At 67.4% G+C, this 24573-nt stretch carries 26 protein-coding genes; 16 read left to right on the top strand and 10 right to left on the bottom strand.

Annotated elements, in window-relative coordinates:
* Positions 1-30: 30 nt before the first annotated feature.
* Positions 31-294 (bottom strand): hypothetical protein, encoded by a 264-nt coding sequence (locus HMPREF1224_RS45640; protein WP_003084903.1) that lies wholly within the window; start codon positions 292-294, stop codon positions 31-33.
* 285 nt (positions 295-579) lie between these two features.
* Here HMPREF1224_RS45640 and HMPREF1224_RS24770 point away from each other — a divergent pair, with 285 nt between their 5' ends.
* The 3 genes from HMPREF1224_RS24770 (at position 580) to HMPREF1224_RS24760 (ending at position 4269) form a co-directional block, all read left to right on the top strand.
* Positions 580-2070 carry a helix-turn-helix transcriptional regulator gene (locus tag HMPREF1224_RS24770; protein WP_003084906.1) on the top strand — a complete coding sequence of 497 codons (1491 nt, stop codon included), beginning with the start codon at positions 580-582 and terminating at the stop codon, positions 2068-2070.
* 337 nt (positions 2071-2407) lie between these two features.
* Complete coding sequence (locus HMPREF1224_RS24765) at positions 2408-3697, top strand: NAD(P)/FAD-dependent oxidoreductase (protein WP_003101571.1); 1290 nt, start codon at positions 2408-2410, stop codon at positions 3695-3697.
* Between the two features lie 17 nt (positions 3698-3714).
* Positions 3715-4269, top strand: a complete 555-nt coding sequence (locus tag HMPREF1224_RS24760) for a helix-turn-helix domain-containing protein (protein ID WP_003101576.1) — start codon at positions 3715-3717, stop codon at positions 4267-4269.
* A 110-nt stretch (positions 4270-4379) separates the two neighbouring features.
* Here HMPREF1224_RS24760 and HMPREF1224_RS24755 read toward each other — a convergent pair whose 3' ends face one another.
* The 3 genes from HMPREF1224_RS24755 to HMPREF1224_RS24745 form a co-directional block, all read right to left on the bottom strand.
* A complete protein-coding gene (locus HMPREF1224_RS24755) occupies positions 4380-5405 on the bottom strand; it encodes a TPM domain-containing protein (protein WP_003084914.1) in 1026 nt (341 codons plus the stop codon).
* 3 nt (positions 5406-5408) lie between these two features.
* Positions 5409-6017, bottom strand: coding sequence for a LemA family protein (locus HMPREF1224_RS24750; RefSeq protein ID WP_003084923.1), 609 nt, complete (start codon positions 6015-6017; stop codon positions 5409-5411).
* Between the two features lie 87 nt (positions 6018-6104).
* On the bottom strand, positions 6105-6614 hold the full coding sequence (locus HMPREF1224_RS24745; protein WP_003121803.1) for a disulfide bond formation protein B: 510 nt from the start codon (positions 6612-6614) through the stop codon (positions 6105-6107).
* Positions 6615-6842: 228 nt separating this feature from the next.
* On the opposite strand from HMPREF1224_RS24745, the gene HMPREF1224_RS24740 reads away from it, so the two are divergent.
* The 3 genes from HMPREF1224_RS24740 (at position 6843) to HMPREF1224_RS24730 (ending at position 8700) form a co-directional block, all read left to right on the top strand.
* The gene (locus HMPREF1224_RS24740; protein WP_003101583.1) at positions 6843-7673 is read left to right on the top strand and encodes a DMT family transporter; all 831 of its coding nucleotides are present in this window, start codon (positions 6843-6845) and stop codon (positions 7671-7673) included.
* A 69-nt stretch (positions 7674-7742) separates the two neighbouring features.
* Positions 7743-8129, top strand: coding sequence for an MAPEG family protein (locus tag HMPREF1224_RS24735; RefSeq protein ID WP_003101585.1), 387 nt, complete (start codon positions 7743-7745; stop codon positions 8127-8129).
* A 112-nt stretch (positions 8130-8241) separates the two neighbouring features.
* Positions 8242-8700: a c-type cytochrome gene (locus HMPREF1224_RS24730; RefSeq protein ID WP_003110213.1), complete on the top strand. Its 459-nt coding sequence runs from the start codon at positions 8242-8244 to the stop codon at positions 8698-8700.
* Positions 8701-8891: 191 nt separating this feature from the next.
* On the opposite strand, the gene HMPREF1224_RS24725 is transcribed toward HMPREF1224_RS24730, so the two are convergent.
* Positions 8892-9311, bottom strand: coding sequence for a DUF1090 domain-containing protein (locus HMPREF1224_RS24725; RefSeq protein ID WP_003101589.1), 420 nt, complete (start codon positions 9309-9311; stop codon positions 8892-8894).
* 249 nt (positions 9312-9560) lie between these two features.
* Here HMPREF1224_RS24725 and HMPREF1224_RS24720 point away from each other — a divergent pair, with 249 nt between their 5' ends.
* On the top strand, positions 9561-10529 hold the full coding sequence (locus HMPREF1224_RS24720) for a CE1 family esterase (RefSeq protein ID WP_010793508.1): 969 nt from the start codon (positions 9561-9563) through the stop codon (positions 10527-10529).
* A 3-nt stretch (positions 10530-10532) separates the two neighbouring features.
* On the opposite strand, the gene HMPREF1224_RS24715 is transcribed toward HMPREF1224_RS24720, so the two are convergent.
* A complete protein-coding gene (locus HMPREF1224_RS24715) occupies positions 10533-11276 on the bottom strand; it encodes a metallophosphoesterase (protein ID WP_010793507.1) in 744 nt (247 codons plus the stop codon).
* A gap of 204 nt (positions 11277-11480) precedes the next feature.
* Here HMPREF1224_RS24715 and HMPREF1224_RS24710 point away from each other — a divergent pair, with 204 nt between their 5' ends.
* Positions 11481-12785, top strand: coding sequence for a ferredoxin reductase family protein (locus tag HMPREF1224_RS24710; protein ID WP_010793506.1), 1305 nt, complete (start codon positions 11481-11483; stop codon positions 12783-12785).
* Positions 12786-12840: 55 nt separating this feature from the next.
* On the opposite strand, the gene metK is transcribed toward HMPREF1224_RS24710, so the two are convergent.
* Positions 12841-14031 (bottom strand): methionine adenosyltransferase, encoded by a 1191-nt coding sequence (gene metK / locus HMPREF1224_RS24705; protein ID WP_003084948.1) that lies wholly within the window; start codon positions 14029-14031, stop codon positions 12841-12843.
* A gap of 15 nt (positions 14032-14046) precedes the next feature.
* Entirely contained in the window at positions 14047-15048 is a 1002-nt protein-coding gene (locus HMPREF1224_RS24700; protein WP_003113231.1) for an ArsR/SmtB family transcription factor, read from the bottom strand.
* 246 nt (positions 15049-15294) lie between these two features.
* On the opposite strand from HMPREF1224_RS24700, the gene tkt reads away from it, so the two are divergent.
* Both tkt and HMPREF1224_RS24690 read left to right on the top strand, forming a co-directional pair.
* Complete coding sequence (gene tkt / locus HMPREF1224_RS24695) at positions 15295-17292, top strand: transketolase (RefSeq protein WP_003101598.1); 1998 nt, start codon at positions 15295-15297, stop codon at positions 17290-17292.
* A complete protein-coding gene (locus tag HMPREF1224_RS24690; RefSeq protein WP_003101600.1) occupies positions 17292-18356 on the top strand; it encodes a hypothetical protein in 1065 nt (354 codons plus the stop codon). The genes tkt and HMPREF1224_RS24690 overlap by 1 nt, the downstream gene beginning before the upstream one ends.
* Here the strand turns inward: HMPREF1224_RS24690 and otnI are convergent.
* Positions 18337-19134, bottom strand: a complete 798-nt coding sequence (gene otnI / locus HMPREF1224_RS24685) for a 2-oxo-tetronate isomerase (protein WP_003113230.1) — start codon at positions 19132-19134, stop codon at positions 18337-18339. The two genes, HMPREF1224_RS24690 and otnI, sit on opposite strands and share 20 nt — an antisense overlap.
* A gap of 214 nt (positions 19135-19348) precedes the next feature.
* On the opposite strand from otnI, the gene epd reads away from it, so the two are divergent.
* The 6 genes from epd (at position 19349) to HMPREF1224_RS24655 (ending at position 24085) form a co-directional block, all read left to right on the top strand.
* The gene (epd, locus tag HMPREF1224_RS24680; RefSeq protein WP_003084958.1) at positions 19349-20410 is read left to right on the top strand and encodes an erythrose-4-phosphate dehydrogenase; all 1062 of its coding nucleotides are present in this window, start codon (positions 19349-19351) and stop codon (positions 20408-20410) included.
* A 5-nt stretch (positions 20411-20415) separates the two neighbouring features.
* Positions 20416-21579 carry a phosphoglycerate kinase gene (locus HMPREF1224_RS24675; RefSeq protein WP_003084960.1) on the top strand — a complete coding sequence of 388 codons (1164 nt, stop codon included), beginning with the start codon at positions 20416-20418 and terminating at the stop codon, positions 21577-21579.
* Positions 21580-21651: 72 nt separating this feature from the next.
* Complete coding sequence (locus tag HMPREF1224_RS24670) at positions 21652-21852, top strand: hypothetical protein (protein WP_003084961.1); 201 nt, start codon at positions 21652-21654, stop codon at positions 21850-21852.
* 159 nt (positions 21853-22011) lie between these two features.
* Positions 22012-22353, top strand: coding sequence for an MliC family protein (locus HMPREF1224_RS24665; RefSeq protein WP_010793505.1), 342 nt, complete (start codon positions 22012-22014; stop codon positions 22351-22353).
* A gap of 119 nt (positions 22354-22472) precedes the next feature.
* Positions 22473-23537, top strand: coding sequence for a class II fructose-bisphosphate aldolase (gene fba / locus HMPREF1224_RS24660; RefSeq protein WP_003084964.1), 1065 nt, complete (start codon positions 22473-22475; stop codon positions 23535-23537).
* A 65-nt stretch (positions 23538-23602) separates the two neighbouring features.
* Positions 23603-24085 carry a hypothetical protein gene (locus tag HMPREF1224_RS24655; protein ID WP_003113228.1) on the top strand — a complete coding sequence of 161 codons (483 nt, stop codon included), beginning with the start codon at positions 23603-23605 and terminating at the stop codon, positions 24083-24085.
* 1 nt (position 24086) lies between these two features.
* Here the strand turns inward: HMPREF1224_RS24655 and HMPREF1224_RS45390 are convergent, their stop codons facing one another.
* Positions 24087-24512 carry a YybH family protein gene (locus HMPREF1224_RS45390; protein WP_003101606.1) on the bottom strand — a complete coding sequence of 142 codons (426 nt, stop codon included), beginning with the start codon at positions 24510-24512 and terminating at the stop codon, positions 24087-24089.
* Positions 24513-24573: the final 61 nt, after the last annotated feature.

The raw sequence follows: 24573 nt of genomic DNA, 5'->3' as shown, positions 1-24573 counted from the left end.
GTTTTGGTCCTGTGGGGCGCTTTTTTTATTCTAGGCTGCGTGCTTTCCCAACCAGGGCTCCAGTAGTGCCAGGTCGCGACGCAGGCTTTCGGCGAACAGGTGCAGGCGGGTGGGGTTGTCCAGCTCGCCGGGCTGGATGCCGACGAAGGTGAAGGTTTCGTCGTGCTCTCGGGCGGCGACATTGATACTGACGGTGCCGTCGTAGTGCATCCGGCACTGGCAGTCGTAGCCTTCCAGCGCCTGGTTCAGGCTGCGCTGGATCTCGCCGAGATCGGGGTGCTTGTTCTTGCTCATCGCGTCGCTCATGCAAGGGGATGGGGCTTTCTTCTCGTGCAGGGCGAGTCGGGTGGATGCGTCGACGACCTCGGGACCGAGGGGCGGCGTAGCCTCCCGGCCGGCGCGGCGTCTGGGCTTCCCGCCCGGACATTGCTTCCTGTATCGCCAGGGTAGGGGTGCCTCCGCTATCGTTTCGCGATGCAAATGCACTAGCACCGCTAGTGCAATCGTCACGCGTGCGCGGTCAGGGCGGGCGGGCATCCTTGCTGCCCCCGGAAAATCGCTCCATCCAAGAGGAACAGCATGAACGACCAGGTACTGCGTACCCAGACCGACCGCCGCCAGTTGCAGCAGATCATCGCCGGTCTTACCGAAGGGGTGATCCTGATCGAGCCGGACCAGCGCATCCTCTGGGCCAACGAGGCGGCCCTGGCGATGCACGGCGTCGATTCGCTGGAAGGCCTGGGCGCCGATACCGGCGAGTATCGCGAGCGCTTTCGCCTGCGCTACCGCAACAATCATCCACTGCAGGAGGGGCAGTACCCGGCCGAGCGCCTGGTGGCTGGCGAGTGCTTCAGCGACGTGGTGGTGGAAGTGTTTCCCGCCGCCGACGAGGACACCCGCTGGGTGCACCGCGTGCGCGGGCTGGTGCTGACCACCCCCGAGGACAAGCCCGACTGCCTGGTGCTGATCCTCCACGACGCCACCGAGTGGGCCAGCGCCGAGCAGCGCTTCGAGAAGACCTTCAATGCCAACCCGGCGCCGGCGGTGATCTGCCGGCTCAGCGACTACCGCTACGTGAAGGTCAATGTCGGTTTCCTGGAAATGACCGGCTATGCCCGCGACCAGGTGATCGGCCGTTCGGTGTACGAGCTGGACGTACTCGACCAGGCCGAGCGCCGCGAACTGGCGGTGGAGCGTCTGGGCGCCGGCGAGACCATCCCGCAGATGGAGGCGAGCCTGCGGGTGGCGGAGGGCGGACGCAAGTGCGTGGTGGTCGCCGGGCAGCCGATAGAGGTCGGCGAGGAGGCCTGCATGCTCTTCACTTTCACCGATCTCGAACCGCGGAAGAAGGCCGAGGAGGCCCTGCGCAAGAGCGAGGAGCGCTTCGCCAAGGCCTTCCGCATGGCACCGGTGCCGAGCCTGGTGCTGTACGGCGACGACCTGCAGGCGCTGGACATCAACCAGGCCTTCAGCGAAACCTTCGGCTACCAGGCCGAGGAACTGCTCGGCGAGTCCACCGTCGCCTGCGGGCTGTGGCAGGACGGCGGCGCCGAGCGCCTGGGCGAGCTGCTGGCGCAGAGCGGCAGCGTGCGCAACGTCCAGCTGCGCCTGCAGCACAAGGATCGCAACGGCCTGGACTGCCTGGTCTCGGCCGAGGCGGTGAGCCTCAACGAGCAGGACTGCGTGCTGGTGGCCTTGCTGGACATCAGCGACCGGCGGCGCACCGAAATGGAGCTGGTGCACGCCATCGAGACGGTGATGCAGGACGCTTCCTGGTTCAGCCGCACCCTGATCGAAAAGCTCGCCAACGTGCGCCGCGCCAACGCGCCGGGCACCGGCGCCGAACTGGCCGACCTGACCGCGCGCGAGCGCGAGGTGTTCGACCTCATCTGCCAGGGCCTGGCGGACAAGGAGATCGCCAAGGAACTGGGCCTGGCGCCGAACACCGTGCGCAACCACGTGGCGACCATCTACGCCAAGCTCGATGTCCACAGCCGTGGCGAGGCCATCGTCTGGGCACGCGAACGCGGATTCGCGCCGGAGCCGCGCAACGGCAACGGGCGCAAATAAACGAAGAGGGTACGAATGCACCAGGGCGGCTGGTGCATTCGTACCTGTCGCCCGCTCCCGTCGGCGCCGACACTGGCGCAGCACGCCCGGCATGCCCTCGCCCGTGGTCGTGCACCTTTTCTCCGCGGCGCGAGCCGCGCCGTCCGCACGTCTGTTCCCCTCGCCAGTTTCGCTCTGGCGGGGGGCTTCCCGCCTCCTTTCGAATATTTGCCCCTCTGCCTCTGCTGGTGCGCGACGGCATCCTGCCGGCCGTTTGCGAATGCTCGGGACTGGTGTCGTGAAATTTTAAGTGTTATTTTTCATGAAAAATAACCAATATAATTTCACGGAGGTCGCGATGTTCCTGCAATCCAACGAGCATGTCGGCACTTACTACGCCGCCGTCAATCCCGAACTGATCCAGCCGCGCCAGGCCCTGGAGGGTGACCTCGACTGCGAGGTGCTGGTGGTCGGCGCCGGTTTCAGCGGCTTGCACACGGCGCTGCGGCTGGTCGAAGGCGGACGCCAGGTATGCGTCATCGAAGCCAGCCGGATCGCCTGGGCGGCCTCCGGGCGCAACGGTGGGCAGGCGCTGCCCGGCTGGTCCAGCGACCTGCCGCCGCTGGAGGCCGACCTCGGCTACGAAGGCGCACGCCGTCTCTGGGACGGCATGCTCTGGGCGGCCGGCGAGATGCGCGAGTTGCCGCAGCGACATGGCTTCGACTGCGACTACCGGGTCGGCCACCTATGGACGGCGATCCTGCCGCGCCGGGTCGGCCTGCTCTACGACTGGCAGGCCGAGGCCAACCGTCGCTGGGGCTACGAGGGGCTACGCTTCGTGGCGAAGGACGAGTTGCCCGAATGGATCGCCAGCGAGCGCTACCTTGCCGGTCTCTACGATCCCCACGCCGCACACCTGAATCCGCTCAAGCTGGCGTTCGGCCTGGCCGCCGCCATCGAGCGCGCCGGCGGGCGTATCCACGAGCGGACCCGGGCCCTGAACTATCGCGAGGAGGGCGACGGCTACCGGGTCCGTACCGAGCACGGCGAGATCCGCTGCGCGGCGCTGGTGCTGGCCTGCAACGCCTACATCGACGGGCTGGACAGCGAGCTGTCGCAACGGATGCTGCCGGTGGGCACCTATCAGGTCGCCACTGAGCCGCTCGGCGAGGAACGGGCGAAGTCGTTGCTGCCGCGCAACTGCTGCGTGACCGACAACCAGTTCGTCCTCGACTACTTCCGCCTGACCCCGGACCACCGCCTGCTGTTCGGCGGCGGCTGCACCTACCTGGGCGGTATGCCCAGCGACATCCGCGCCGCCACCCGGCCCTATCTCGAAAGGGTGTTCCCGCAGTTGCGCGGGGTGGCGCTGGAGTACGCCTGGGGCGGGCATATCGACTGCAGCATGCGGCGTACCCCGGACATCGGCCGGCAGGGCAACCGCTACTGGCTGCAAGGCTACTCCGGCCACGGCGTGCTGCCGAGTCTGGCGGCGGCCAGGGCGGTCAGCGACGCGCTGCTCGGCGACGACGAGACCCTGGCGCTCTACCAGCGCCTGCGCAATCCGAAGTTTCCCGGCGGCCAGCGCTTCGCCGCGCCGCTGGAAGCCCTGGGCAAAGCGTATTACCGTTTGCGCGACCTGTTCTGAGAGGGCCCGGAGCCGAGATGAGCGAAGTAGCCGACGACCTGGCGGAGATCGCCAGCCTGGTGCGCGAATTGCGCAAGCGCAAGGGCATCACCCTGCAGGCACTGGCCGACGGCATTCGCCGTTCGGTGGGCTTCGTCTCCCAGGTCGAGCGCGGCCTTTCGCGGCCGGCGGTGGACGACCTGGTCGCCATCAGCCAGGTGCTCGGGGTGCCGGCGACCTACTTCTTCTGCTCGCCGAAGATCCAGGCCTCGCCCTGGGTGACCCGCCCGGGCGAGCGTCGGACCCTGGCCTACGCTCGTGGCGCCAGCGACAACCTGGTATCGCCGCGTCTCGGCGGCGCCTTCTTCATGCTCGAAACCTGCCTTGAAGCGGGTGCCGACAGCGGCGAGCGCGACCTGCTGGACAGCTCGGAGCAGGGCGGCTACGTGCTCGAAGGCGAGCTGACCCTGTGGCTGGAGGACGAGGAGCTGCGCCTGCAGGCCGGCGACGGTTTCCAGATTCCCAGCCATATGCGCAGCCGCTATGCCAACCGCAGCCAGGCGCCGGTCAGGGTGCTCTGGGTATACGCCTGACGAGGCGCGTTACCCTGTCGTTTGCCGGATAGCGGCGAAGACTTCCGGCATCGGCGAGAACCGTCGCCGACCGATGAAAAAAGCCCGAGGCACAGGCCTCGGGCTTTTCGTCACCAGCGTCCGGAGGCGCCGCCGCCGCCGCTGGAGCCGCCGCCACCGCGGAAGATGCCGCCACCGCCGCTGCCGCCTCCCCCACCGCCGCCGCGACTATTGAGGATGGCGCTGAGAATGGCCATCAGCACTTCGCCGGGAAGCAGGAACAGGGCGTAGATGAACAGGGTCGGGGCCAGTACGCCGAGACTGTCGTCCGCCGCGCGGTCGACGTTCTGCCACAGGCCCATGCTCAACAGCCAGGCCAGGCCGGCGACCGCCGCGCTGCAAAGCAGGAAGCGGCCGATGCTGCGCCGCCGCATCCACTGCAACGGCAGCAGGCGTCCGAGCAGGGCCACGGCGAGCAGGACCGCCACATAGACACCGAGGTAGACCGGATTGCCCCAGAGCTGTCCGCTCAGGCCGCTCTTCTTCTTCGGCTCCGGCGGGGCGCTGTCATACACCTCACCCTCGTCGACCGGTGCCGGCAGGGCCCGCGGCGGCGTGGCCTCGGGAACCGCCGGCAAGGCGTCGACGGGAGCGCTGGCGGTAGCGCTGTCCGGGTTCTTCTCGGCATCGATCAGTTGCACCAGGCTGTCCACGCCGGCCTGGATGCCGCCATAGAAGTTGCCCTGGCGGAACTGCGGCGTGATCTGCTCGCTGATGATCCGCCCGGCCTGGACGTCGGTGATGGCCCCTTCCAGGCCGTAGCCGACCTCGATGCGCAGGGTGCGGTCGTTCTTCGCCACCAGCAGCAGGACGCCGTCGTCGACCTTCTTCTGGCCCAGCTTCCATTTCTCGAAGGTACGCACCGCGTACTCCTCGATGGAATCGTCGCCGGTGGTCGGGACCAGCAGCACAGCGAGCTGCGCGCCGCTCTTGGCTTCCAGGGCGGCGAGCTGTTGCTCCAGGTGCTGGCGCTGGTCGCCGGAAAGGGTCGCGGTGAGGTCGGTGACCCGCGCCGTCAGCGCGGGTATCGGTGGCACATCGGCCCAGGCGACCAGGCTGGCGAGCAGCAGCCCGGCGCCCAGTAGCAGCCGGCGCATGGCTTACTGCGCCGGTTGCGGGTTGCCGAAATCGACTTTCGGCGCGGTGGAGATGGCCGCTTCGTTTTCCACGCTGAAGTTCGCCTTGGGCTTGTAGCCGAACAGCTTGGCGGTGATCACGCCGGGGAACTGGCGCAGCAGCACGTTGTATTCCTGTACCGACTTGACGTAGCGGCCGCGAGCGACGGCGATGCGGTTCTCGGTGCCTTCCAGTTGGGTCAGCAGGTCCTTGAACAGGCCATCGGCCTTCAGTTGCGGGTAGTTCTCGGTGACTACCAGCAGGCGCGAAAGCGCCGAGCTCAGTTCGCCCTGGGCCTTCTGGAAGCGCTGCACGGCCTGCTCGTCGTCCAGTTGGTCGGCGTTCAGTTGCACGCTGCCGACCTTGGCCCGGGCCTCGGTGACCTGGGTCAGGACCGACGCCTCATGGGAGGCATAGCCCTTCACCGTGCTGACCAGGTTGGGTACCAGGTCGGCGCGCCGCTGGTACTGGTTGAGCACTTCCGACCAGGCGGCTTTCACCTGTTCGTCGCCGGCCTGCATGGCGTTGTAGCCGCAGCCGCTGAGCAGCAGGGCGAGGACGGGAAGGAGGGCATTTCTGAGGAATCGAGGCATGGTGGTACTCATCCGGGTTGAGAAAGCTCGATTGTAGACCAGCCAATGGCCAGCACGTTCCTTGTGCCGGCACGGATATCGGCTCTGTCAGGCGGTGCGGCGGCCGAACGCCAGCTTGGCCGCCAGGACCAGCAGGCAGAACACGAACAGCGCCAGCGACCAGACCGCCATGGACTGGCCGAGCAGGGTCCAGACCACTTCGCCGCACAGCCCCTCGGGCTGGAAGACCTGCGGCAGCCAGCTATCCAGCGGTATCCATTCGGGGAAGCCCATGAACATCTTGCAACTGCCCATGCCCTGGGCAGCCAGTTTCTCTTCCGCGACCAGCGACCAGGCGTGGTAGATCCCGCCCAGGCTGGCGGCGAGCATGCCCAGCGCGGCGATGCCGCCGGCGATCCGCGAACGCGGGGCGAGGCTGCCGACGATCCCGGCGAGCACCAGGCCGAGCACGTCCAGGCGAATGAAGATGCACAGCGAGCAGGGCGCGAAGCCGCGCACGTGCTGGAGGTAGAGGACGAAAGCGAGGATCAGCAGGCCGCCGATGGCGACCGCGGGCCAGAACAAGCGATTGTCGAGGGGCTTGAGGAGAGCGCTCAAGGCAGGGATTCCTGTGTCGTTGATAAGGGAGGCCGGGCCGGCACTGTGCGGCGCTGGCCGATGGTAGTCCATCAGGATTGTCCGAAGATTAAGCCGTTTGACGTAACGATGTCTGCTGCATGTTTCTCCGCTTTCGTAGGAGCTTTCAGGGAAAAACGCCGCAACGAGGCGAGCATTTGGAGCCTCCGCCGGGATAGACTATCCTGGTCTATACCAATAAGGCCCGTCATGCTAGCCACCAGCCTGGTGCTATGCGCCGCCGTTCTCCACGCCACCTGGAACACCCTGGTCAAGTTCAGCAGCGACCGCTTGCTGGTGGTCGCCTGCATGGACGTGGTCGGCGTGCTCTGCGCCATCCTGCTGTTGCCCTTCGTCAGCCTGCCGCCGGCCGAAGTCTGGCCCTGGCTGCTCGGCGCCACCGTCCTGCAACTGCTCTACCGGGTACTGTTGATCGAGGCCTACAAGGTCGGCGACCTGGGCCTGGTCTATCCGCTGATGCGCGGGCTGTCGCCGCTGGTGGTGCTGGGCCTGACCCTGGCGTTCGGCGGCGAGCAGCTCAGCGGCCGGCAGATCCTCGGCATCCTGTTGATCCCCTTCGGCATGCTTTGCCTGCTCTGGGGCGGCGGCGGTTCGCGGCTGCCCTGGCGGACCCTGCCGGTGGTGCTGCTGATCGGCCTGTGCATCGGCGGCTACACCTGGAGCGACGGCAACGCCTTGAAGCGCTGGCCGTTGGCGCTTGACTACCTGGTCTGGCTGACGCTGCTTTCCGGCCTGCCGTTCCCGCTGATCGCCGTCGGCGCGCGAACCCGCGCCTTCGCCCGCTTCTGGGCGCTGGAGTGGAAGCTCGGCCTGGCGGTCGGGGTCTGCGTGCTGGCCAGCTACGGCCTGGTGCTGTGGGCCATGCAGCTGGGGTCGATCGCCGAAGCGGCAGCGTTGCGCGAGACCAGCGTGCTGCTGGCGGTGCTGTTCGGCATGCGCTTCCTCAACGAGCCGTTCGGACTGCCACGCCTGCTGGCGTGCGGCCTGGTGCTGGCCGGAATGCTGCTGATGAAGCTCTGAAGGGGCTGTGCCTTTACAGAACGAGCGGCGCCAGCTTGAGTTGCAGTTCCACAACTACAAGGAACTGCCATGACCATCGCTTTCTGGTGCGTGCTGATCGCGATCTTCCTGCCTTACGTCTGTACCTCCATCGCCAAGTTCGGCGGGGAGGGCTACGGCGGTCGGGCCAACGCCGACCCGCGGGCGTTCCTCGGTTCGCTCGAAGGCTTTCGCCGGCGTGCCAACAACGCCCAGTTGAACGCTTTCGAAGTGACCCCGGCGTTCGCCGCGGCGGTGATCATCGCCCATCTGGTCGGCAACGCTTCGCAGGCGACCCTGGATAGCCTGGCCATTGCCTGGATCACCAGTCGCCTGCTCTACGTCATCTGCTACCTCGCCGACTGGGGGCCGTTGCGCTCGCTGGTCTGGTTCGTCGGCATGCTGCTCATCGCCGCGTTCTTCGTGGTTTCCGCCTGAGCAGCCCGCTGCGGCCTATGGCCGCAGTGCGGGCGCGCGGCTCTGGATCAATCGGCGGTGGCGGCGGATAATCCGCCGCTTCCGTGATCGACCCTGAAAAAAGAGCCTTGCCATGAAGCTGAAGTCCCTGCTCGTCGTGCTGCTGGCCGGCGTCGCCCTGAGCGGCTGTCACCGTATGGATCCCAATTCGCCCGAGGCCAAGCGCCAGGCGATCTTCAAGGAAATGCTACGGACCAGCGAGGACATGGGCGGGATGCTCCGCGGACGCCTGCCCTTCGACGCGGAGAAGTTCCGCGCCGGATCGGCGAAGTTGCACCAACTGGCCGACCAGCCCTGGCAGTACTTCCCCAGTCCCAAGGCCGGCGAGGAGGGCGAGGACACCCGCGCCAAGGACGAGGTCTGGCAGCGCCAGCAGGAGTTCAAGGCCGCCACCCAGGTCTTCATCGACGCGATGAACCGTCTCCAGGACAACACCCGCCAGGCCACGCCGACCCCGGATGGCGTGCGCAAGGACTTCGCCGCGGTGGAAGACGCCTGCGAAGCCTGCCACAAGAAATTCCGCGCGCTCTGAGGCCGGACCGGGCGTCATACGCCGTGCCTGGAAGGCGCGAGGGGTAGGGCGAATGAGCGCTGGCGCTCATTCGCCGTTGCGGCAGCGCTGGGCGGCACCTGGTGTCCCGCTGCGGCGCGGATGGCGGGTAACGCCGTGGGCGTCATACGCCTTACGTGGGAGGCGCGAGGCGTAGGGCGGTACCTGGTGTCCTACTGTGCCTGGGCCTGTTCCAGGCCTTTCTTGGCCTCTTCCAGTTCGGCGCGGGCCTCGGCCAGCTTGGCCTTGCGTTTCTCGATCTTCTCCGGATCGCCCTTGCCCATGGCCTTGCGCAAATCCTTCTCGCGTTCGCTGACCTCGCGCTCGCTGTCGATCACCTTCTGCTTGTTTTCCCTCAGCAGGCCGGCTTCGGTGCAGTGTTCCTTGACCTCGGAGAGGGCCTTTTCCAAGCCGGCCACCTGGCCTTCGTTGGCGAACGAGCGGGCCGTTTCCAGCTTCGCCTCGATGGCGGCCTGCTTGGCGGCGCAACCGCTGAGTGGGGCGCCTTTGGCGGCGCCCGGCTGGGCGGCAGAGAGCGGCAGGGCGACGGCGAGCAGCAGCCCGGCCAGCGGCAGTGAAGGACGAATGGACATCGGTTGGCTCCTTGATCGAACGGCCGGTGCGGTTGCCGGACGACGGCTCGGCCGAGCGTCCTGGCAGGCGGATGAGGCAGGCGGCAGCCGGCGTGACAAAGGCGCAAGTGTGCCAGCAAACGGCACGGTTGTGGTTGTCCGGGAGCAAAGTACGCCGCCCCGGGGTCTCTGGAGAAGGGCCATGGTTCGGGCATTCCGGCGCAACCCGGCCTAACGTTGTCCGAAGACGCCGAGAACGGGAGAACCGCGATGCGTACGCTGATCCGCCTGGTTCGCACGCTTATCCTGCTGCTGGTCCTGGCGCTGCTCGCCGGCGCCTGGTGGTGGCTGCAGGACGAGGCCCTGCGCCCCCCCGCGCTGGCCGGCCACAGCGAGGACTCGAGCCTGAAGGTCGCGGGCCTGCGCCGGCATTACCTGCTCTACGTGCCGCCGGGCGTGACCGAGGGAGCGCCGTTGCTGGTGGTGCTGCACGGCTCACGGGGCGACGGCGCGCAGATGCGCCGCATCAGCGGCTACGGCTTCGACCGGCTGGCGGCGCAAGAAGGTTTCCTGGTGGCCTACCCGGACGGCTTCGAGGGCCACTGGAACGATTGCCGCAAGGCCGCCAGCTATTCGGCGCGGCTGCGTGACGTCGATGACGTGGCTTTCCTCCGCGCGCTGGTGGCGCGGCTGGCCCAGGAATACCGCGTCGATCCGCAGCGGATATATGTCGCCGGCTACTCCAATGGCGGCCAGATGGCTTTCCGCCTGGCCGCCGAAGCACCGGGGTTGCCGGCGGCGATCGCAACGGTGGCGGCGAGCCTGCCGACCACGGAGAACGATGCCTGTCGGCCGGTCGAGCGGCCGACCGCTGCGTTGCTGATCAATGGCACGCGCGATCCGATCAATCCCTATCTCGGCGGCAAGGTCAGCCTGTTCGGCTTCGGCGACCGGGGCGCGGTACGCTCGACCCTGGACTCGGCACGCTGGTGGGCCGGCCTGAACGGCATCGCCGCGCCGCCGGACGTGGCGCCGCTGACCCGTCCCGGCCCGGTCTGGACCGAGCGCCAGCGCTGGCAGGAAGACGGCCATCCGCCGGTGGAGCTGCTCAGCGTGCATGGCGGCGGCCACGTGCTGGCGCAGCCGGACTATCGCTTCCCGCGGATTCTCGGCAAGAGCGACCCGGAACTGGACGCGCCAGCGGAAATCTGGCGCTTCTTCAGCCAGTTGCCGCGCTGAGGCTCAGACCTCGAAGACGAATTCCGGACGGAACCCGCCTCTCTCGTGGGGATAGCCGCCCGGATTGGCCAGCACCCGTGCCCGGCCGATGCGGTAGTCGAGGGCATCGTGGACGTGACCGTGCAGCCAGTAGTCGGCCTGCGCCACCAGTTCGTCGAGGTTGGAAGCGAAGGCTGGCGACAGCGGGTTGCCGACGAACTGCGGCGGGATCGACAGCGCACTGGGCGCGTGGTGGCTGACCACCAGCGTCGGGCCGTCGTGGGGCCGCGCCAGCTGTTCGGCGAGCCAGTCGCGCGAGGCCCGGTGCAGGGCGATGCTCTGCTCGGGGGTGAAGTCGCCGCCGAACCAGTCGATGCAGCTGAAGTCCGGCATCGATTGCAGGGCCAGCTCATGGGCGGGCGCATAGCCGTCCGCGCCATAGAGCTGGAAGTCGGTCCACAGGGTGGCGCCGAGGAAGCGCGCCGGGCCGATCCGCGCTTCGTCGTTTTCCAGGAAGTGGATCTCCAGCGCCCGGGCGATATTGCGCATCGCCTGGGTCAGGTCGGTCATTTCCGAGGAGTAGAACTCATGGTTGCCGGCGACGTAGACGATCTCGCTGTCGGCGAAGGTCTCGCGGGCCCAGTGCAGGCCTTCCAGGTGGCTGTGGATATCGCCGGCCAGCACCACCACGTCGGCCTCGAGCTCTGGCAGTTGGCGTCGCCCGTCGAAATGTTCGTGGTGGAGGTCGGACAGCAGGCGGATCTTCATGGCACGGCTCGGCGGTAGGCGCGGCGGACCAGCATAGCTCCGCCCACCCCGGGGTTGAAGGCCGACAACGATTGACGCAGGTCATGGCTGTGCGGGAAAACCTCGCTGGCCTCGCTAATTCCCCCATGAAGTTAAGGGACAATTAAGACTGGACGCGCAGGGTTCATTCCAGCGATTCGCGCGTTCTGTCGGGGAGTGGTGCCAATGAAACTGTTATGGGGAGTTCTCGCCGCCGCGCTGGCGGCCTGGGGCCTGACGCTGGCCGTCGATCCGCCGGCGAGCCTGGATATCTGGGTGGTGCGCAAGCAGGCGATCCTGCTTACCGGGGTAGCGTCTTTCGCCCTGATGTCGTTGATCATGCTGCTGGCGGTGCGTCCGGCCTGGCTGGAGAAGCCGCTGGACGGGCTCGACCGCATGTACCGCCTGCACAAGTGGGCGGGCATCCTGGCCATCGTCCTCGGCCTGTTGCACTACCTGCTGGAGTTGGCCGGCCCCTGGCTGGCGGGTATCGTCGGCAAACCGGTGAAAGGCCCGCGGGTGGAAACCTTCCTCGATGTCTTCCGTGGCTCGGCCAAGGAGTTGGGTGAATGGTCGGCGTGGATTCTCGGCGGGATGCTGCTGGTCACTCTCTGGCAGCGCTTCCCGTATCACCTCTGGCGTTATGTGCACAAGGCGTTGGCCCTGGTCTACCTGGTACTGGCCTTCCATTCCGTGGTGCTCGCCCCGGCCAGCTACTGGAGCCAGCCGGCCGGTTGGCTGGTGGCGGCCTGCGCACTGCTCGGTTCGGCCTGCGCACTGTTGTCTCTGAGCGGGCGGATCGGTCGCACGCGTCGCCATGCGGGCGTGGTCACCGCCGTCGAGCGGCACGGCGAAAGCCTGCTCGAGGTGACCTGCCGGCTGCAGGGCGACTGGTCGCACAGGGCCGGGCAGTTCGCCTTTCTCACCTGCGACCGCCTGGAGGGTGCCCATCCGTTCACCATCGCCAGCGCCGACCGCGGCTGCGGCGAGGTGCGCTTCAGCATCAAGGCGTTGGGCGACTACACCCGGCGCCTGCAGGACAACCTGGAGGTCGGCGCCAGGGTCGAGGTGGAGGGGCCATACGGCTGCTTCGACTTCCGCCGTGGCCTGGCCGGGCGGCAGGTCTGGGTCGCCGCCGGGATCGGCGTGACGCCGTTCATCGCCTGGCTGGAGTCGCTGCAGGCCGCGCCGGAAAGCGCGCCATCGGTGGAGCTGCACTATTGCGTGCGCAATTCCCAGGAAGCGCTGTTCGCCGGGCGCTTGCGCGAGCTTTGCGAACACCTGCCCAGCGTGACCCTGCACATCCGCTATAGCGACGAGCAGGGCAAGCCGCAGGCGGCGCAACTGGGCGTGCTGAAGAGCGCCGAAGGACGCTGGCCGAGCGTCTGGTTCTGCGGTCCGCAGGGGCTGGCCGACAGCCTGCGCCGCGATCTGCGCCGGCAGGGCATGCCGCTGCGGCTGTTCCACCAGGAAGCCTTCCGCATGCGCTGAGCCTGCCGGAAACGAAAAAGCCCCGCCGAAGCGGGGCTTTTTATCGCGCGGTCGCTCAGAGGCCGGCGGCGTCGCGCAGGAGAGCGGCCTTGTCGGTCTTCTCCCAGGTGAACGCGGTGAAGGTATCGCCGTCCACGGTCAGCTCGAACGGATGACGACCGAAGTGGCCGTAGGCCGCGGTCGGCTGGTACATCGGGTGGAGCAGGTCGAGCATCTTGGTGATCGCGTACGGGCGCAGGTCGAAGTGCTCGCGGACCAGTTGCACGATCTTCTCGTCGCTGACCTTGCCGGTGCCGAAGGTGTTGATCGAGATCGAGGTCGGCTGGGCCACGCCGATGGCGTAGGAAACCTGGATCTCGCAACGCTCGGCGAGGCCGGCGGCGACGATGTTCTTCGCCACGTAGCGGCCGGCGTAGGCGGCGGAGCGGTCGACCTTGGACGGGTCCTTGCCGGAGAACGCGCCGCCGCCGTGGCGGGCCATGCCGCCGTAGGAGTCGACGATGATCTTGCGTCCGGTCAGGCCGCAGTCGCCGACCGGGCCGCCGATCACGAAGTTGCCGGTCGGGTTGATGTGGAACTGGGTGTCCTTGTGCAGCAGCTCGGCCGGCAGCACCTGCTTGATGATCAGCTCCATCACGCCGTCGCGCAGGTCGTTATAGGAGACTTCCGGGTTGTGCTGGGTGGACAGCACCACCGCATCGATGCCGACCACCTTGCCGCCTTCGTAGCGGCAGGTCACCTGGGACTTGGCGTCCGGGCGCAGCCATGGCAGCAGGCCGGACTTGCGCGCCTCGGCCTGGCGCTCGACCAGGCGGTGGGAGAAGCAGATCGGCGCCGGCATCAGCACGTCGGTCTCGTTGCTGGCGTAGCCGAACATCAGGCCCTGGTCGCCGGCGCCCTGGTCTTCCGGCTTGGCCCGGTCGACGCCCTGGTTGATGTCCACCGACTGCTTGCCGATGATGTTCAGCACGCCGCAGGTGGCACCATCGAAGCCGACGTCGGAGCTGTCGTAGCCGATGTCGATGATGACCTTGCGCACCAGCTCTTCCAGGTCGACCCAGGCGGAGGTGGTGACTTCACCGGCGATGATCGCCACGCCGGTCTTGACCAGGGTTTCGCATGCCACGCGAGCGTACTTGTCCTTGGCGATGATGGCGTCCAGCACCGCGTCGGAGATCTGGTCCGCGATCTTGTCCGGATGGCCTTCGGACACGGACTCGGAGGTGAAAACGGAATATTCGCTCATCAATCGGTTCCTACATTACCGGTGGGTGAGGCGGCTTTCGGATGCATCCCTGGCGAAGTGCCGGACCTGGATCTGGAAGCCATTGCGTAAACCAATGTAAAGACTCTCGCCGGGCGTGAGCCCTGCGGCGTCGGCCCACTGGGCCAGGTCCTCCTGTTCGAAACCCAACCAGAGGTCGCCGCAGGCCTCCCTGGCCCAGCCCTGGTTGTGCCGGCACAAGTCCGTCACCAGCAGGCTGCCGCCCGGATGGACCAGGCGGGCCAACTGTTTCAGCGCCTCCGCCGGCGCGGCGAAGTGGTGCAGGACCATGTTCAGCACCACGCAATCGGCCGGTTCGGCGGCGTCCTGCAGGGCATCGGCCAATTCCAGGCGGACGTTGCCCAATCCTTCTTCCTTGCAGCGCTGGCGCGCCAGTTCCAGCATCGCCGCGCTGTTGTCCAGCGCCGTGACCTGGCGGAAACGCCTGGCGAGTTCCGGCAGGAATCCGCCGTCCCCCGGGCCGACCTCCAGCGCCGTGGCGCCGGGGGCGAAGGCCAGTGCGTCGAGCAAGGCCAACACGCTCTCACGGTATTGCGGCAGTCCTGCGATCAGGTCCTGCTGGGCCTGGAATTTGTCCGCCGCGCGGGCGAAGAAGTCCTGGCTGACCGCCGCGCGCTGGGCGTGCACGGCATCGATCCGCGCCCGCACGTCGTCGGGTAGCGCCCGTTCGTCCACTTCCTCCAGCAGCGCCGCGTGCAGCGCGCCGCCGGTGCGTTCGGCCAGGGGCAGCGAACGTCGGTAGAAGATCGCGTTGCCCTCGCGGCGCGTCGCCACCAGCCCGGCCTGGGCCAGCACCTTGAGGTGGTGGCTCATGCCCGACTGGCCGATGGCGAAGATCTGCGCCAGCTCCAGCACGCCGAACGAATCGTTGGCCAGGGCGCGCAACACATTCAGTCGCAGCGAGTCGCCAGCCGCCTTGCACAGCGCGGCGAGCGGGTCGTAGTCGTCTGGTCGTATCGAAGGCACGCGAAGGCTCATGGAGGCGCAGTCTAGTACCGGGTCCGAACCCCGGCAATGCCTGTATCAAAAATTTTTGATATTGATGACGGGTGGCCGTCGCGCAATTGCAATCCGGCTGCGCCAGGCTTCTGGCAAAACCGGTCGGCAGCGACATACTGTCCCCCTGCCGATCTGTCATTGCCCCTTGGGCCTTCGGTGGGCGAAAATGGCGCCCTTTTTTTCACTCCTGGTCTTCCGACCAGCAACCCCCGTAGGAGAATTGCGATGCCCAGCCGTCGTGAGCGAGCCAATGCCATCCGTGCACTGAGCATGGATGCCGTGCAGAAAGCCAACAGCGGCCACCCGGGCGCCCCGATGGGCATGGCCGATATCGCCGAGGTCCTCTGGCGCGACTACATGCAGCACAACCCGAGCAACCCGCAGTGGGCCAACCGCGACCGCTTCGTGCTGTCCAACGGCCACGGCTCGATGCTGATCTACTCCCTGCTGCACCTCACCGGGTACGACCTCGGCATCGAGGACCTGAAGAACTTCCGCCAGCTCAACTCGCGCACCCCGGGCCACCCGGAGTACGGCTACACCGCCGGCGTCGAGACCACCACCGGTCCGCTCGGCCAGGGCATCGCCAATGCGGTGGGCATGGCGCTGGCGGAGAAGGTCCTGGCCGCCCAGTTCAACCGCGACGGCCACGCGGTGGTCGACCACTACACCTACGCCTTCCTCGGCGACGGCTGCATGATGGAAGGCATTTCCCATGAGGTCGCCTCGCTGGCCGGCACCCTGCGCCTGAACAAGCTGATCGCCTTCTACGACGACAACGGCATTTCCATCGACGGCGAGGTCCACGGCTGGTTCACCGACGACACCCCGAAGCGCTTCGAGGCCTATGGCTGGCAAGTGATCCGCAACGTCGACGGGCATGACGCCGACGAGATCAAGACCGCCATCGATACCGCGCGCAAGAGCGACCAGCCGACCCTGATCTGCTGCAAGACCGTGATCGGTTTCGGCTCGCCGAACAAGCAGGGCAAGGAAGAGTGCCACGGCGCGCCGCTGGGCGCCGACGAGATCGCCGCGACCCGCGCCGCGCTGGGCTGGGAGCACGCTCCGTTCGAGATCCCGGCGCAGATCTACGCCGAGTGGGACGCCAAGGAATCCGGCGCCGCCCAGGAAGCCGAGTGGAACAAGCGTTTCGCCGCCTACCAGGCTGCCCATCCGGAACTGGCCGCCGAATTGCTGCGCCGCCTGAAGGGCGAGCTGCCGGCCGACTTCGCCGAGAAGGCCGCGGCCTACGTCGCCGATGTTGCCAACAAGGGTGAGACCATCGCCAGCCGCAAGGCCAGCCAGAACGCGCTGAACGCCTTCGGCCCGCTGCTGCCGGAGCTGCTCGGCGGTTCCGCCGACCTGGCCGGCTCCAACCTGACCTTGTGGAAGGGCTGCAAGGGCGTCAGCGCCGACGACGCCGCCGGCAACTACGTGTTCTACGGCGTGCGCGAATTCGGCATGAGCGCGATCATGAATGGCGTCGCCCTGCACGGCGGTTTCATTCCCTACGGTGCGACCTTCCTGATCTTCATGGAATACGCGCGCAACGCCGTGCGCATGTCCGCACTGATGAAGCAGCGCGTGCTCTACGTGTTCACCCACGACTCCATCGGCCTCGGCGAGGACGGCCCGACCCACCAGCCGATCGAACAACTGGCCAGCCTGCGCCTGACCCCGAACCTGGACACCTGGCGCCCGGCCGACGCGGTCGAGTCGGCGGTGGCCTGGAAGCATGCCATCGAGCGTGCCGACGGTCCGTCCGCGCTGATCTTCTCCCGCCAGAACCTGCCGCACCAGGCGCGCGACGTCGCCCAGGTGGCCGACATCGCCCGCGGCGGCTACGTGCTGAAGGACTGCGAAGGCGAGCCGGAACTGATCCTGATCGCCACCGGTTCGGAAGTCGGCCTGGCCGTGCAGGCCTACGACAAGCTCAGCGAGCAGGGCCGCAAGGTCCGCGTGGTATCGATGCCATGCACCAGCGTCTACGAGCAGCAGGACGAGTCCTACAAGCAGTCCGTGCTGCCGGTGGAAGTCGGCGCGCGCATCGCCATCGAGGCCGCCCATGCCGACTACTGGTACAAGTACGTCGGTCTCGACGGGCGCATCATCGGCATGACCAGCTTCGGCGAGTCGGCGCCGGCCCCGGCGCTGTTCGAGCACTTCGGCTTCACCCTGGACAACGTCCTGGCGGTGGCCGAGGAGCTGCTGGAAGACTGATGCACACGCTCTACTGGCGGGACCTCGAAAGCCCCGCCAATGGCGAATGGCTGGGCCTCGCGGTCCAGGTGGAGGGCGCCCATCGGGCGCCCTCTTTCCTTCATCTGCAATCCGGCGGCCAGGCCCGCATTCGCCTGATGCGTGGCGATCAGCCGCTGCTCTGGGCCACCCAGTTGCCGTACCACGATGGCATCTGGCTGGTGAAGAGCCTGGTCGCGGCGAGCCCGGCGCAGGCCAGCGTGCCGCCCATCGACTCGCCGACCCTGGAAGCGTTGCGCGGCCTGCGCGGCGAGGCCCGCTACAAGGCCTGGAGCCGCTATTTCGTCGAGACCCTGCGTACCAGCCCGGGCAGTTGCCTGGAGGCCGGGCGCTGGTTGCTGCGCCTGTCGCTCGCCGAGCAGGTGCCCGCCTGGCAGCCACCGCAGAGCCACGATCCGCGCGAACGGGTGCTGGAACGCTGGCGCTACCGCAGCGTCGGGCGCGACGCACTGTTGCCGGACTGGCGCTTCTACAGCCTGGAGAAGGTCCTCGACGACGACTGGGTGCAGTGGCTCGACTGGTGGGGGCGCGACAACGACGCCCTGATCGCCCTGCGCCGGGTCGAGGATGACGAGGGGCGGGTCAAGTGGTGGCGCAAGAAGGCCCGCGAAGGCGAGCTGCCGCCGGTGCTGGCGCTGCGCCTGAACTGCCTGGATGCCTGCGTGATCCTCGATGGCCACTGCCGGCTGCGCGCCGGCCTGCTGGAGAACGTCGCGCCGGAGATCCTGGTGCTCTGTGCCTACGACGAGCAGCCGATGCCGGTGGATACGGCGCAGCGCGAACGGGTGCTGCAATCGCTGGCGCAGCGGGTCGACGCGCCGGTGCGCCGTGGACGCCGGCCGCTGGATAGCGAACAGCTCAACCAGGTGCTGCTGCGCCTGTTCGACGACCGTCCCTGGCCGCGAGTGCTGACCCGTGCCCGCGCGGTGCTGAAGGAAGAACAGTGGTGCGCGGAAGTGCGCGACTGGCTGGCCGCCCGCGAGCGTCTGGACGCGCTGGAGCCGATCATCCGTCGCGTCGAGTAGCGCGCCAGCGCCGCAGCCATTCCAGGCCTGCCGAGGTGTCGCCGCGCGGACGGTACTCGCAGCCGATCCAGCCCTGGTAGCCGAGCCGGTCGAGTAGCTCGAACAGGTAGGGGTAGTTCACTTCGTTGTCGTCATCCGGCTCGTGGCGGTCGGGTACCCCGGCGATCTGGACATGGCCGATATTGCCGATGTCGCGACGCAGGGTGGTGGCCAGGTCGCCCTCGACGATCTGGCAGTGGTAGCAGTCGAACTGCACCTGCAGGTTGTCCGCGCCGACCTCGCGGCAGATGGCCTGGGCGTCGTCCTGGCGGGTGAGGAAGAAGCCCGGCATGTCGCGGTTGTTGATCGGCTCTATGAGCACCGTCAGCCCGGCACCGGCGGCCTCGCGGGCGGCATGGGCGAGGTTGTCGAGGTAGGTCTCGCGGTGGCGGATGCGGTCGGCGCCGGCCGGCAGCAGTCCGGCCATGACATGGATGTGGCGGTTGCCGAGGACCTGGGCATAGTCGATGGCCTGGGCGATGGCGCGGCGGAATTCGGCCTCGCGCCCCGGCAGGCTGGCCAGGCCGCGCTCGCCCTTGTCCCAGTCGCCGGGTGCGGCATTGAACAGCACCTGGCGCAGGCCGTGGTCGTCCAGCCGGGCCTTCAGTTCGGCCGCAGGGTAGGCATAGGGGAACAGGTACTCCACGCCCTCGAAGCCGTCCGCCGCGGCGGCGGCGAAGCGTTCGAGGAAGTCGTGGCGGGGGTAGAGCATGCTGAGGTTGGCGGCGAAGCGGGGCATCTGGCGCTCCTGGCGGTCGGTGGATGCGGGCGAGCCTTGCACAACGGAACGCGGTCGCGCCAGCCAGGTGTCGCATGAATCGTTTCAGCGCCTGCACGCGAGCCGTTGCCGCGGCGCACGCCGCGCCGCGCGGGTCGCGGACGGTTCCCAGGCGGGCCCATCCCCCGCATAATTGGCGCCTTTCACTGGCCCCTTGCCGGAGCTATCCCTGCCGATGTCCACCCCGCCTTTTCGCGTCGCGCTCAATGGCTATGGCCGTATCGGCCGCTGCGTCCTGCGCGCGCTGCACGAGCGCCCGGAGCAACTGGGCTTCGAGATCGTCGCGCTGAACGACCTGGCCGACCAGGCCAGCGTCGAGTACCTGACCCGCTTCGACTCCACCCATGGCCGCTTTCCCGGCGAAGTGAAGGTCGACGGCGACTGCCTGCACATCAACGGCGATTGCGTGAAGGTGCTGCGCAGCCCGACTCCGGAGGCCATCGACTGGCAGGCGCTGCGGGTCGACCTGGTGCTGGAGTGCTCCGGCCAGTACACCAACCGCGCCCAGGCCGAGCGTTTCCTCCGCGCCGGCGCGCCGCGGGTGCTGTTCTCGCAGCCGATGGCGAGCGAGGCGGACATCGACGCCACCATCGTCTATGGGGTCAACCAGCAGGACCTCAGCGGCCGCGAAACGCTGGTCTCCAACGCCTCCTGCACGACCAATTGCGGGGTGCCGCTGCTCAAGCTGCTGAACGAGGCGATCGGCCTGGAATACGTGTCGATCACCACCATCCACTCGGCGATGAACGACCAGCCGGTGATCGACGCCTACCACCATGAGGACCTGCGCCGTACCCGTTCGGCGTTCCAGTCGGTGATCCCGGTGTCCACCGGTCTGGCGCGCGGCATCGAACGCCTGTTGCCGGAACTTGCCGGGCGCATCCAGGCCAAAGCCATACGCGTGCCCACGGTGAACGTCTCGGCGCTGGACATCACCCTGCAGACTTCCCGCGACACCTCCGCCGCCGAGATCAACCGGGTGCTTCGCGAGGCTGCCGAAAGCGGCCCGCTGCGCGGACTGCTGGCTTATACCGAGCTGCCGCACGCCAGTTGCGATTTCAACCACGACCCCCATTCGGCCATCGTCGATGGCAGCCAGACCCGCGTTTCCGGGCCTCGCCTGGTCAACTTGCTGGCCTGGTTCGACAACGAATGGGGATTCGCCAACCGTATGCTCGACGTCGCCGGACACTACCTGCGCGCCGCCGTGCCTGATCAACAAGTACCCAAGGACTGATTGTCATGACCGTGTTGAAGATGACTGACCTCGACCTCAAAGGTAAGCGCGTGCTGATCCGCGAGGACCTCAACGTGCCCGTGAAGGACGGCCAGGTGCAGAGCGATGCACGGATCAAGGCCGCCCTGCCGACCCTCAAGCTGGCCCTGGAGAAGGGCGCGGCGGTGATGGTCTGCTCGCACCTGGGCCGTCCGACCGAGGGCGAGTTCTCCGCCGAGAACAGCCTGAAGCCGGTGGCCGAGTACCTGTCCAAGGCCCTGGGCCGCGAAGTGCCGCTGCTGGCCGACTACCTCGACGGCGTCGAGGTCAAGGCGGGCGACCTGGTGCTGTTCGAGAACGTGCGCTTCAACAAGGGCGAGAAGAAGAACGCTGACGAGCTGGCGCAGAAGTACGCCGCGCTGTGCGACGTGTTCGTGATGGATGCCTTCGGTACCGCCCACCGCGCCGAGGGGTCGACCCACGGCGTGGCCAGGTTCGCCAAGGTCGCCGCCGCCGGCCCGCTGCTGGCCGCCGAACTGGACGCGCTGGGCAAGGCGCTGGGCAACCCGGCGCGGCCGATGGCGGCGATCGTCGCCGGCTCCAAGGTTTCCACCAAGCTCGACGTGCTGAACAGCCTGGCCGGCATCTGCGACCAACTGATCGTCGGCGGCGGCATCGCCAACACCTTCCTCGCCGCGGCCGGACACAAGGTCGGCAAGTCACTGTACGAGGCCGACCTGGTCGAGACCGCCAAGGCTATCGCCGCCAAGGTCAAGGTGCCGCTGCCGGTGGACGTGGTGGTGGCCAAGGAATTCGCCGAGAGCGCCGTGGCGACCGTCAAGGCCATCGCCGAGGTCGCCGACGACGACATGATCCTCGACATCGGCCCGCAGACCGCCGCGCAGTTCGCCGAGCTGCTGAAGACCTCGAAGACCATCCTGTGGAACGGTCCGGTCGGGGTGTTCGAGTTCGACCAGTTCGGCGAGGGCACCCGTACCCTGGCCAATGCCATCGCCGATAGCGCGGCGTTCTCCATCGCCGGCGGCGGCGATACCCTGGCGGCGATCGACAAGTACGGCATCGCCGAGCGGATCTCCTATATTTCCACCGGTGGCGGCGCGTTCCTCGAGTTCGTCGAGGGCAAGGTCCTGCCGGCCGTGGAAATCCTGGAGCAGCGCGCCAAGGGCTGACGCAGACGGGGCAAACCATTCGCCGTCCTCGGGGGTCACACCTTTGAGGACGACGAAAAAAGGAGGTGCCCCATGCGTTCCGTAACCTTGCCACTCCTGATGTTCTGCCTGGGCCTGGCCGCCTGTAGCGGCGATGGCGGTCGACGCCCGAGCACCTGCGAGGTGATCAGTCCGCCGGACGTGATGGTGCCGACCGAGCAGAACCGCCAGCGGGTCGAGCAGCAGAGCAGCGGCGATCCGACCGCCGGACAAAAGCCGGTGGAATGCCCGTAGTGCTTTTCTGCCAGTTTCTACGGAAAGGGCTGGGGATTCGCCAGCGTACGCAGTAGCATTGCGCCTTTCCTGTGACAGGCAAGGCCAGCCGGCCGCCGCGCGGGCCGCTTGCGGCCCGGCGAGGTGCGGTGGAGCGTTCCGCACGGATGGAGGATGGACATGAACTACTCGCGTATCGCCCTGTTCAGCGGCTTCGCCGCCGCGGCCCTGCTGGCCGGCTGCTCCGGCTCCTCGGGCAAGCCCGATGGCAAGGACTGGACCCGCTGGACCTGCGACAGCAAGGCGGTGATCGAATGGCGCTATATCGACGGCAGCAAGAACATCGTCGACCTGCGCCTGAAGGACGAGGACGACGTGGTCCACCATCTGGAGCAGGAACCTGCGGCCGTCGGCGCTTTCTATAGCGACGGACGCCTGGGCTTCCACCTGGAGAACGACGAAGGCCTGGTGTACTGGGTCGAAACCGACGACCTCATCGGTCGCGGTTGCAAGGCGCGCTGAGTCGCGCCGGCAGGGGCGCGGCGCCGCGACCGCTCCTCGCAAGGAACTTGAACCGGGCCTGCCCCTGCGGCAGGCTTCTGAATCACTGAACGACCCCGCGATTGGGAGATACGAGAACCATGGCACTCATCAGCATGCGCCAGATGCTGGATCACGCCGCCGAATTCGGCTACGGCGTGCCGGCCTTCAACGTCAACAACCTCGAGCAGATGCGCGCCATCATGGAAGCGGCCGACAAGACCGATTCGCCCGTGATCGTCCAGGCTTCCGCCGGTGCTCGCAAATACGCCGGCGCGCCCTTCCTGCGCCACCTGATCCTCGCCGCGATCGAAGAATTCCCGCACATCCCGGTGGTCATGCACCAGGATCACGGCACCAGTCCCGACGTCTGCCAGCGTTCCATCCAGCTGGGCTTCAGCTCGGTGATGATGGACGGCTCCCTGCGTGAAGACGGCAAGACCCCTGCCGACTACGACTACAACGTCCGCGTGACCCAGCAGACCGTGGCGTTCGCCCATGCCTGCGGCGTGTCCGTGGAAGGCGAGCTGGGCTGCCTGGGTTCCCTGGAAACCGGCATGGCCGGCGAGGAAGACGGCGTCGGCGCGGAAGGCGTGCTGGACCACAGCCAGTTGCTGACCGATCCGGAAGAAGCCGCCGACTTCGTGAAGAAGACCAAGGTCGACGCCCTGGCCATCGCCATCGGCACCAGCCACGGCGCCTACAAGTTCACCAAGCCGCCGACCGGGGACACCCTGTCGATCCAGCGCATCAAGGAAATCCACGCGCGCATCCCGGACACCCACCTGGTGATGCACGGCTCTTCCTCGGTACCGCAGGACTGGCTGGCGATCATCAACGAGTACGGCGGCGAGATCAAAGAGACCTACGGCGTGCCGGTCGAGGAAATCGTCGAGGGCATCAAGTACGGCGTGCGCAAGGTGAACATCGACACCGACCTGCGCCTGGCCTCCACCGGTGCCATCCGCCGCTTCCTGGCGCAGAACCCGAGCGAGTTCGACCCGCGCAAGTACTTCTCCAAGACCGTCGAGGCCATGCGCGACATCTGCATCGCTCGCTACGAAGCCTTCGGCACCGCCGGCAACGCTTCCAAGATCAAGCCGATCTCCCTGGAAGGCATGTTCCAGCGCTACGCTCGCGGCGAGCTGGATCCGAAGGTCAACTAAGCGCCTTCGTTCGAACGGGAGCCCCGCTGGTCGGGGCTCTTGCACATCCGCCCCGGGGAAATCCGATGCGCCGCTGGCTCCTGACCCTGCCGTTCCTGCTGCTGGCCGGTTGCGCTGGCCTGCACGCGCCGTCCCGCGACGTCGAGGAGGCCGCGTCGCCGAGCGTAGCGCGCGATCCCGCCGACCCGCAGGATTGCCTGGCGCGCAGCGACTGCACGACCAAGACTTCGCGCACCCTGCTGTTCGTCTTCGACTATGCAGAGGCCGGCGGCGAACTGGTGGTGCGCGACGGCCGCCAGCTGGAAACCCCGCCGGCGCCGCAACGCTCCACCTGGCCGGCGTTGCGCATCCAGCTGGCCGAGCCGGTCAACGGTCGCTTCGAGTTCGAGAGCCCCTGCCTGCGCAAGAGCGGCAAGGGTTGCCGCTACAGCCAGGCTATGCTGCTGAAGGTCTACCGCAGCTACCTGGTCGGCAAGCCTTGCTCGCTGCTCAGTCCTCGCGCAGTGAAACGCTGCGTCGACCCGGCGGCGACCGCCGCGCGGCGCTGAGTCAGGGCTGCAGGTCGAACAGCGCCTTGCCGTCCATGTCGAACGGCGCCGAGAAATGCTCGTGGATCACCTTCCAGCCGTCGCCGTGCTTGCGGTAGCCGGCGCTGACCCGCATCCACGAGGAGTGCGGCTGGCCGTCCGGGCCGGTGCCGCCGCAGTGGCAGAGGTAGTGGGCGAAGGCGACCTGCGGGTCGGCATGGATCTGCAGTTCGGCGATATCGAAGGTCATCGGTCCTTTGCACATCTCGGTGCAGGCCTGCCAGTGCTTCTGGTAGGCGTCGCGCCCCTTGAATTGCAATTGCAGGATGGCGTCGAAGGCGACGATGTCCTCCGCGTAGTACGAGACGATGCGCGGAACGTCGCTGGCGCGGACGGCGGCTCGCCAGTCTTCGATCAATTGGCGGATGGCGCTGACTTCGCTGCTCATGGCTGACTCCTGGTTGTGGCGGGGGACGCCGGCGTGTGCCGGGATGCTTTTACCCTGGTCG

It is taken from the genome of Pseudomonas sp. P179 (assembly GCF_000478485.2).
Classification (GTDB): domain Bacteria; phylum Pseudomonadota; class Gammaproteobacteria; order Pseudomonadales; family Pseudomonadaceae; genus Pseudomonas; species Pseudomonas aeruginosa.
The sequence above is the reverse complement of the archived record's forward strand: the minus strand, read 5'-3'. Positions and strand labels throughout refer to the sequence as shown.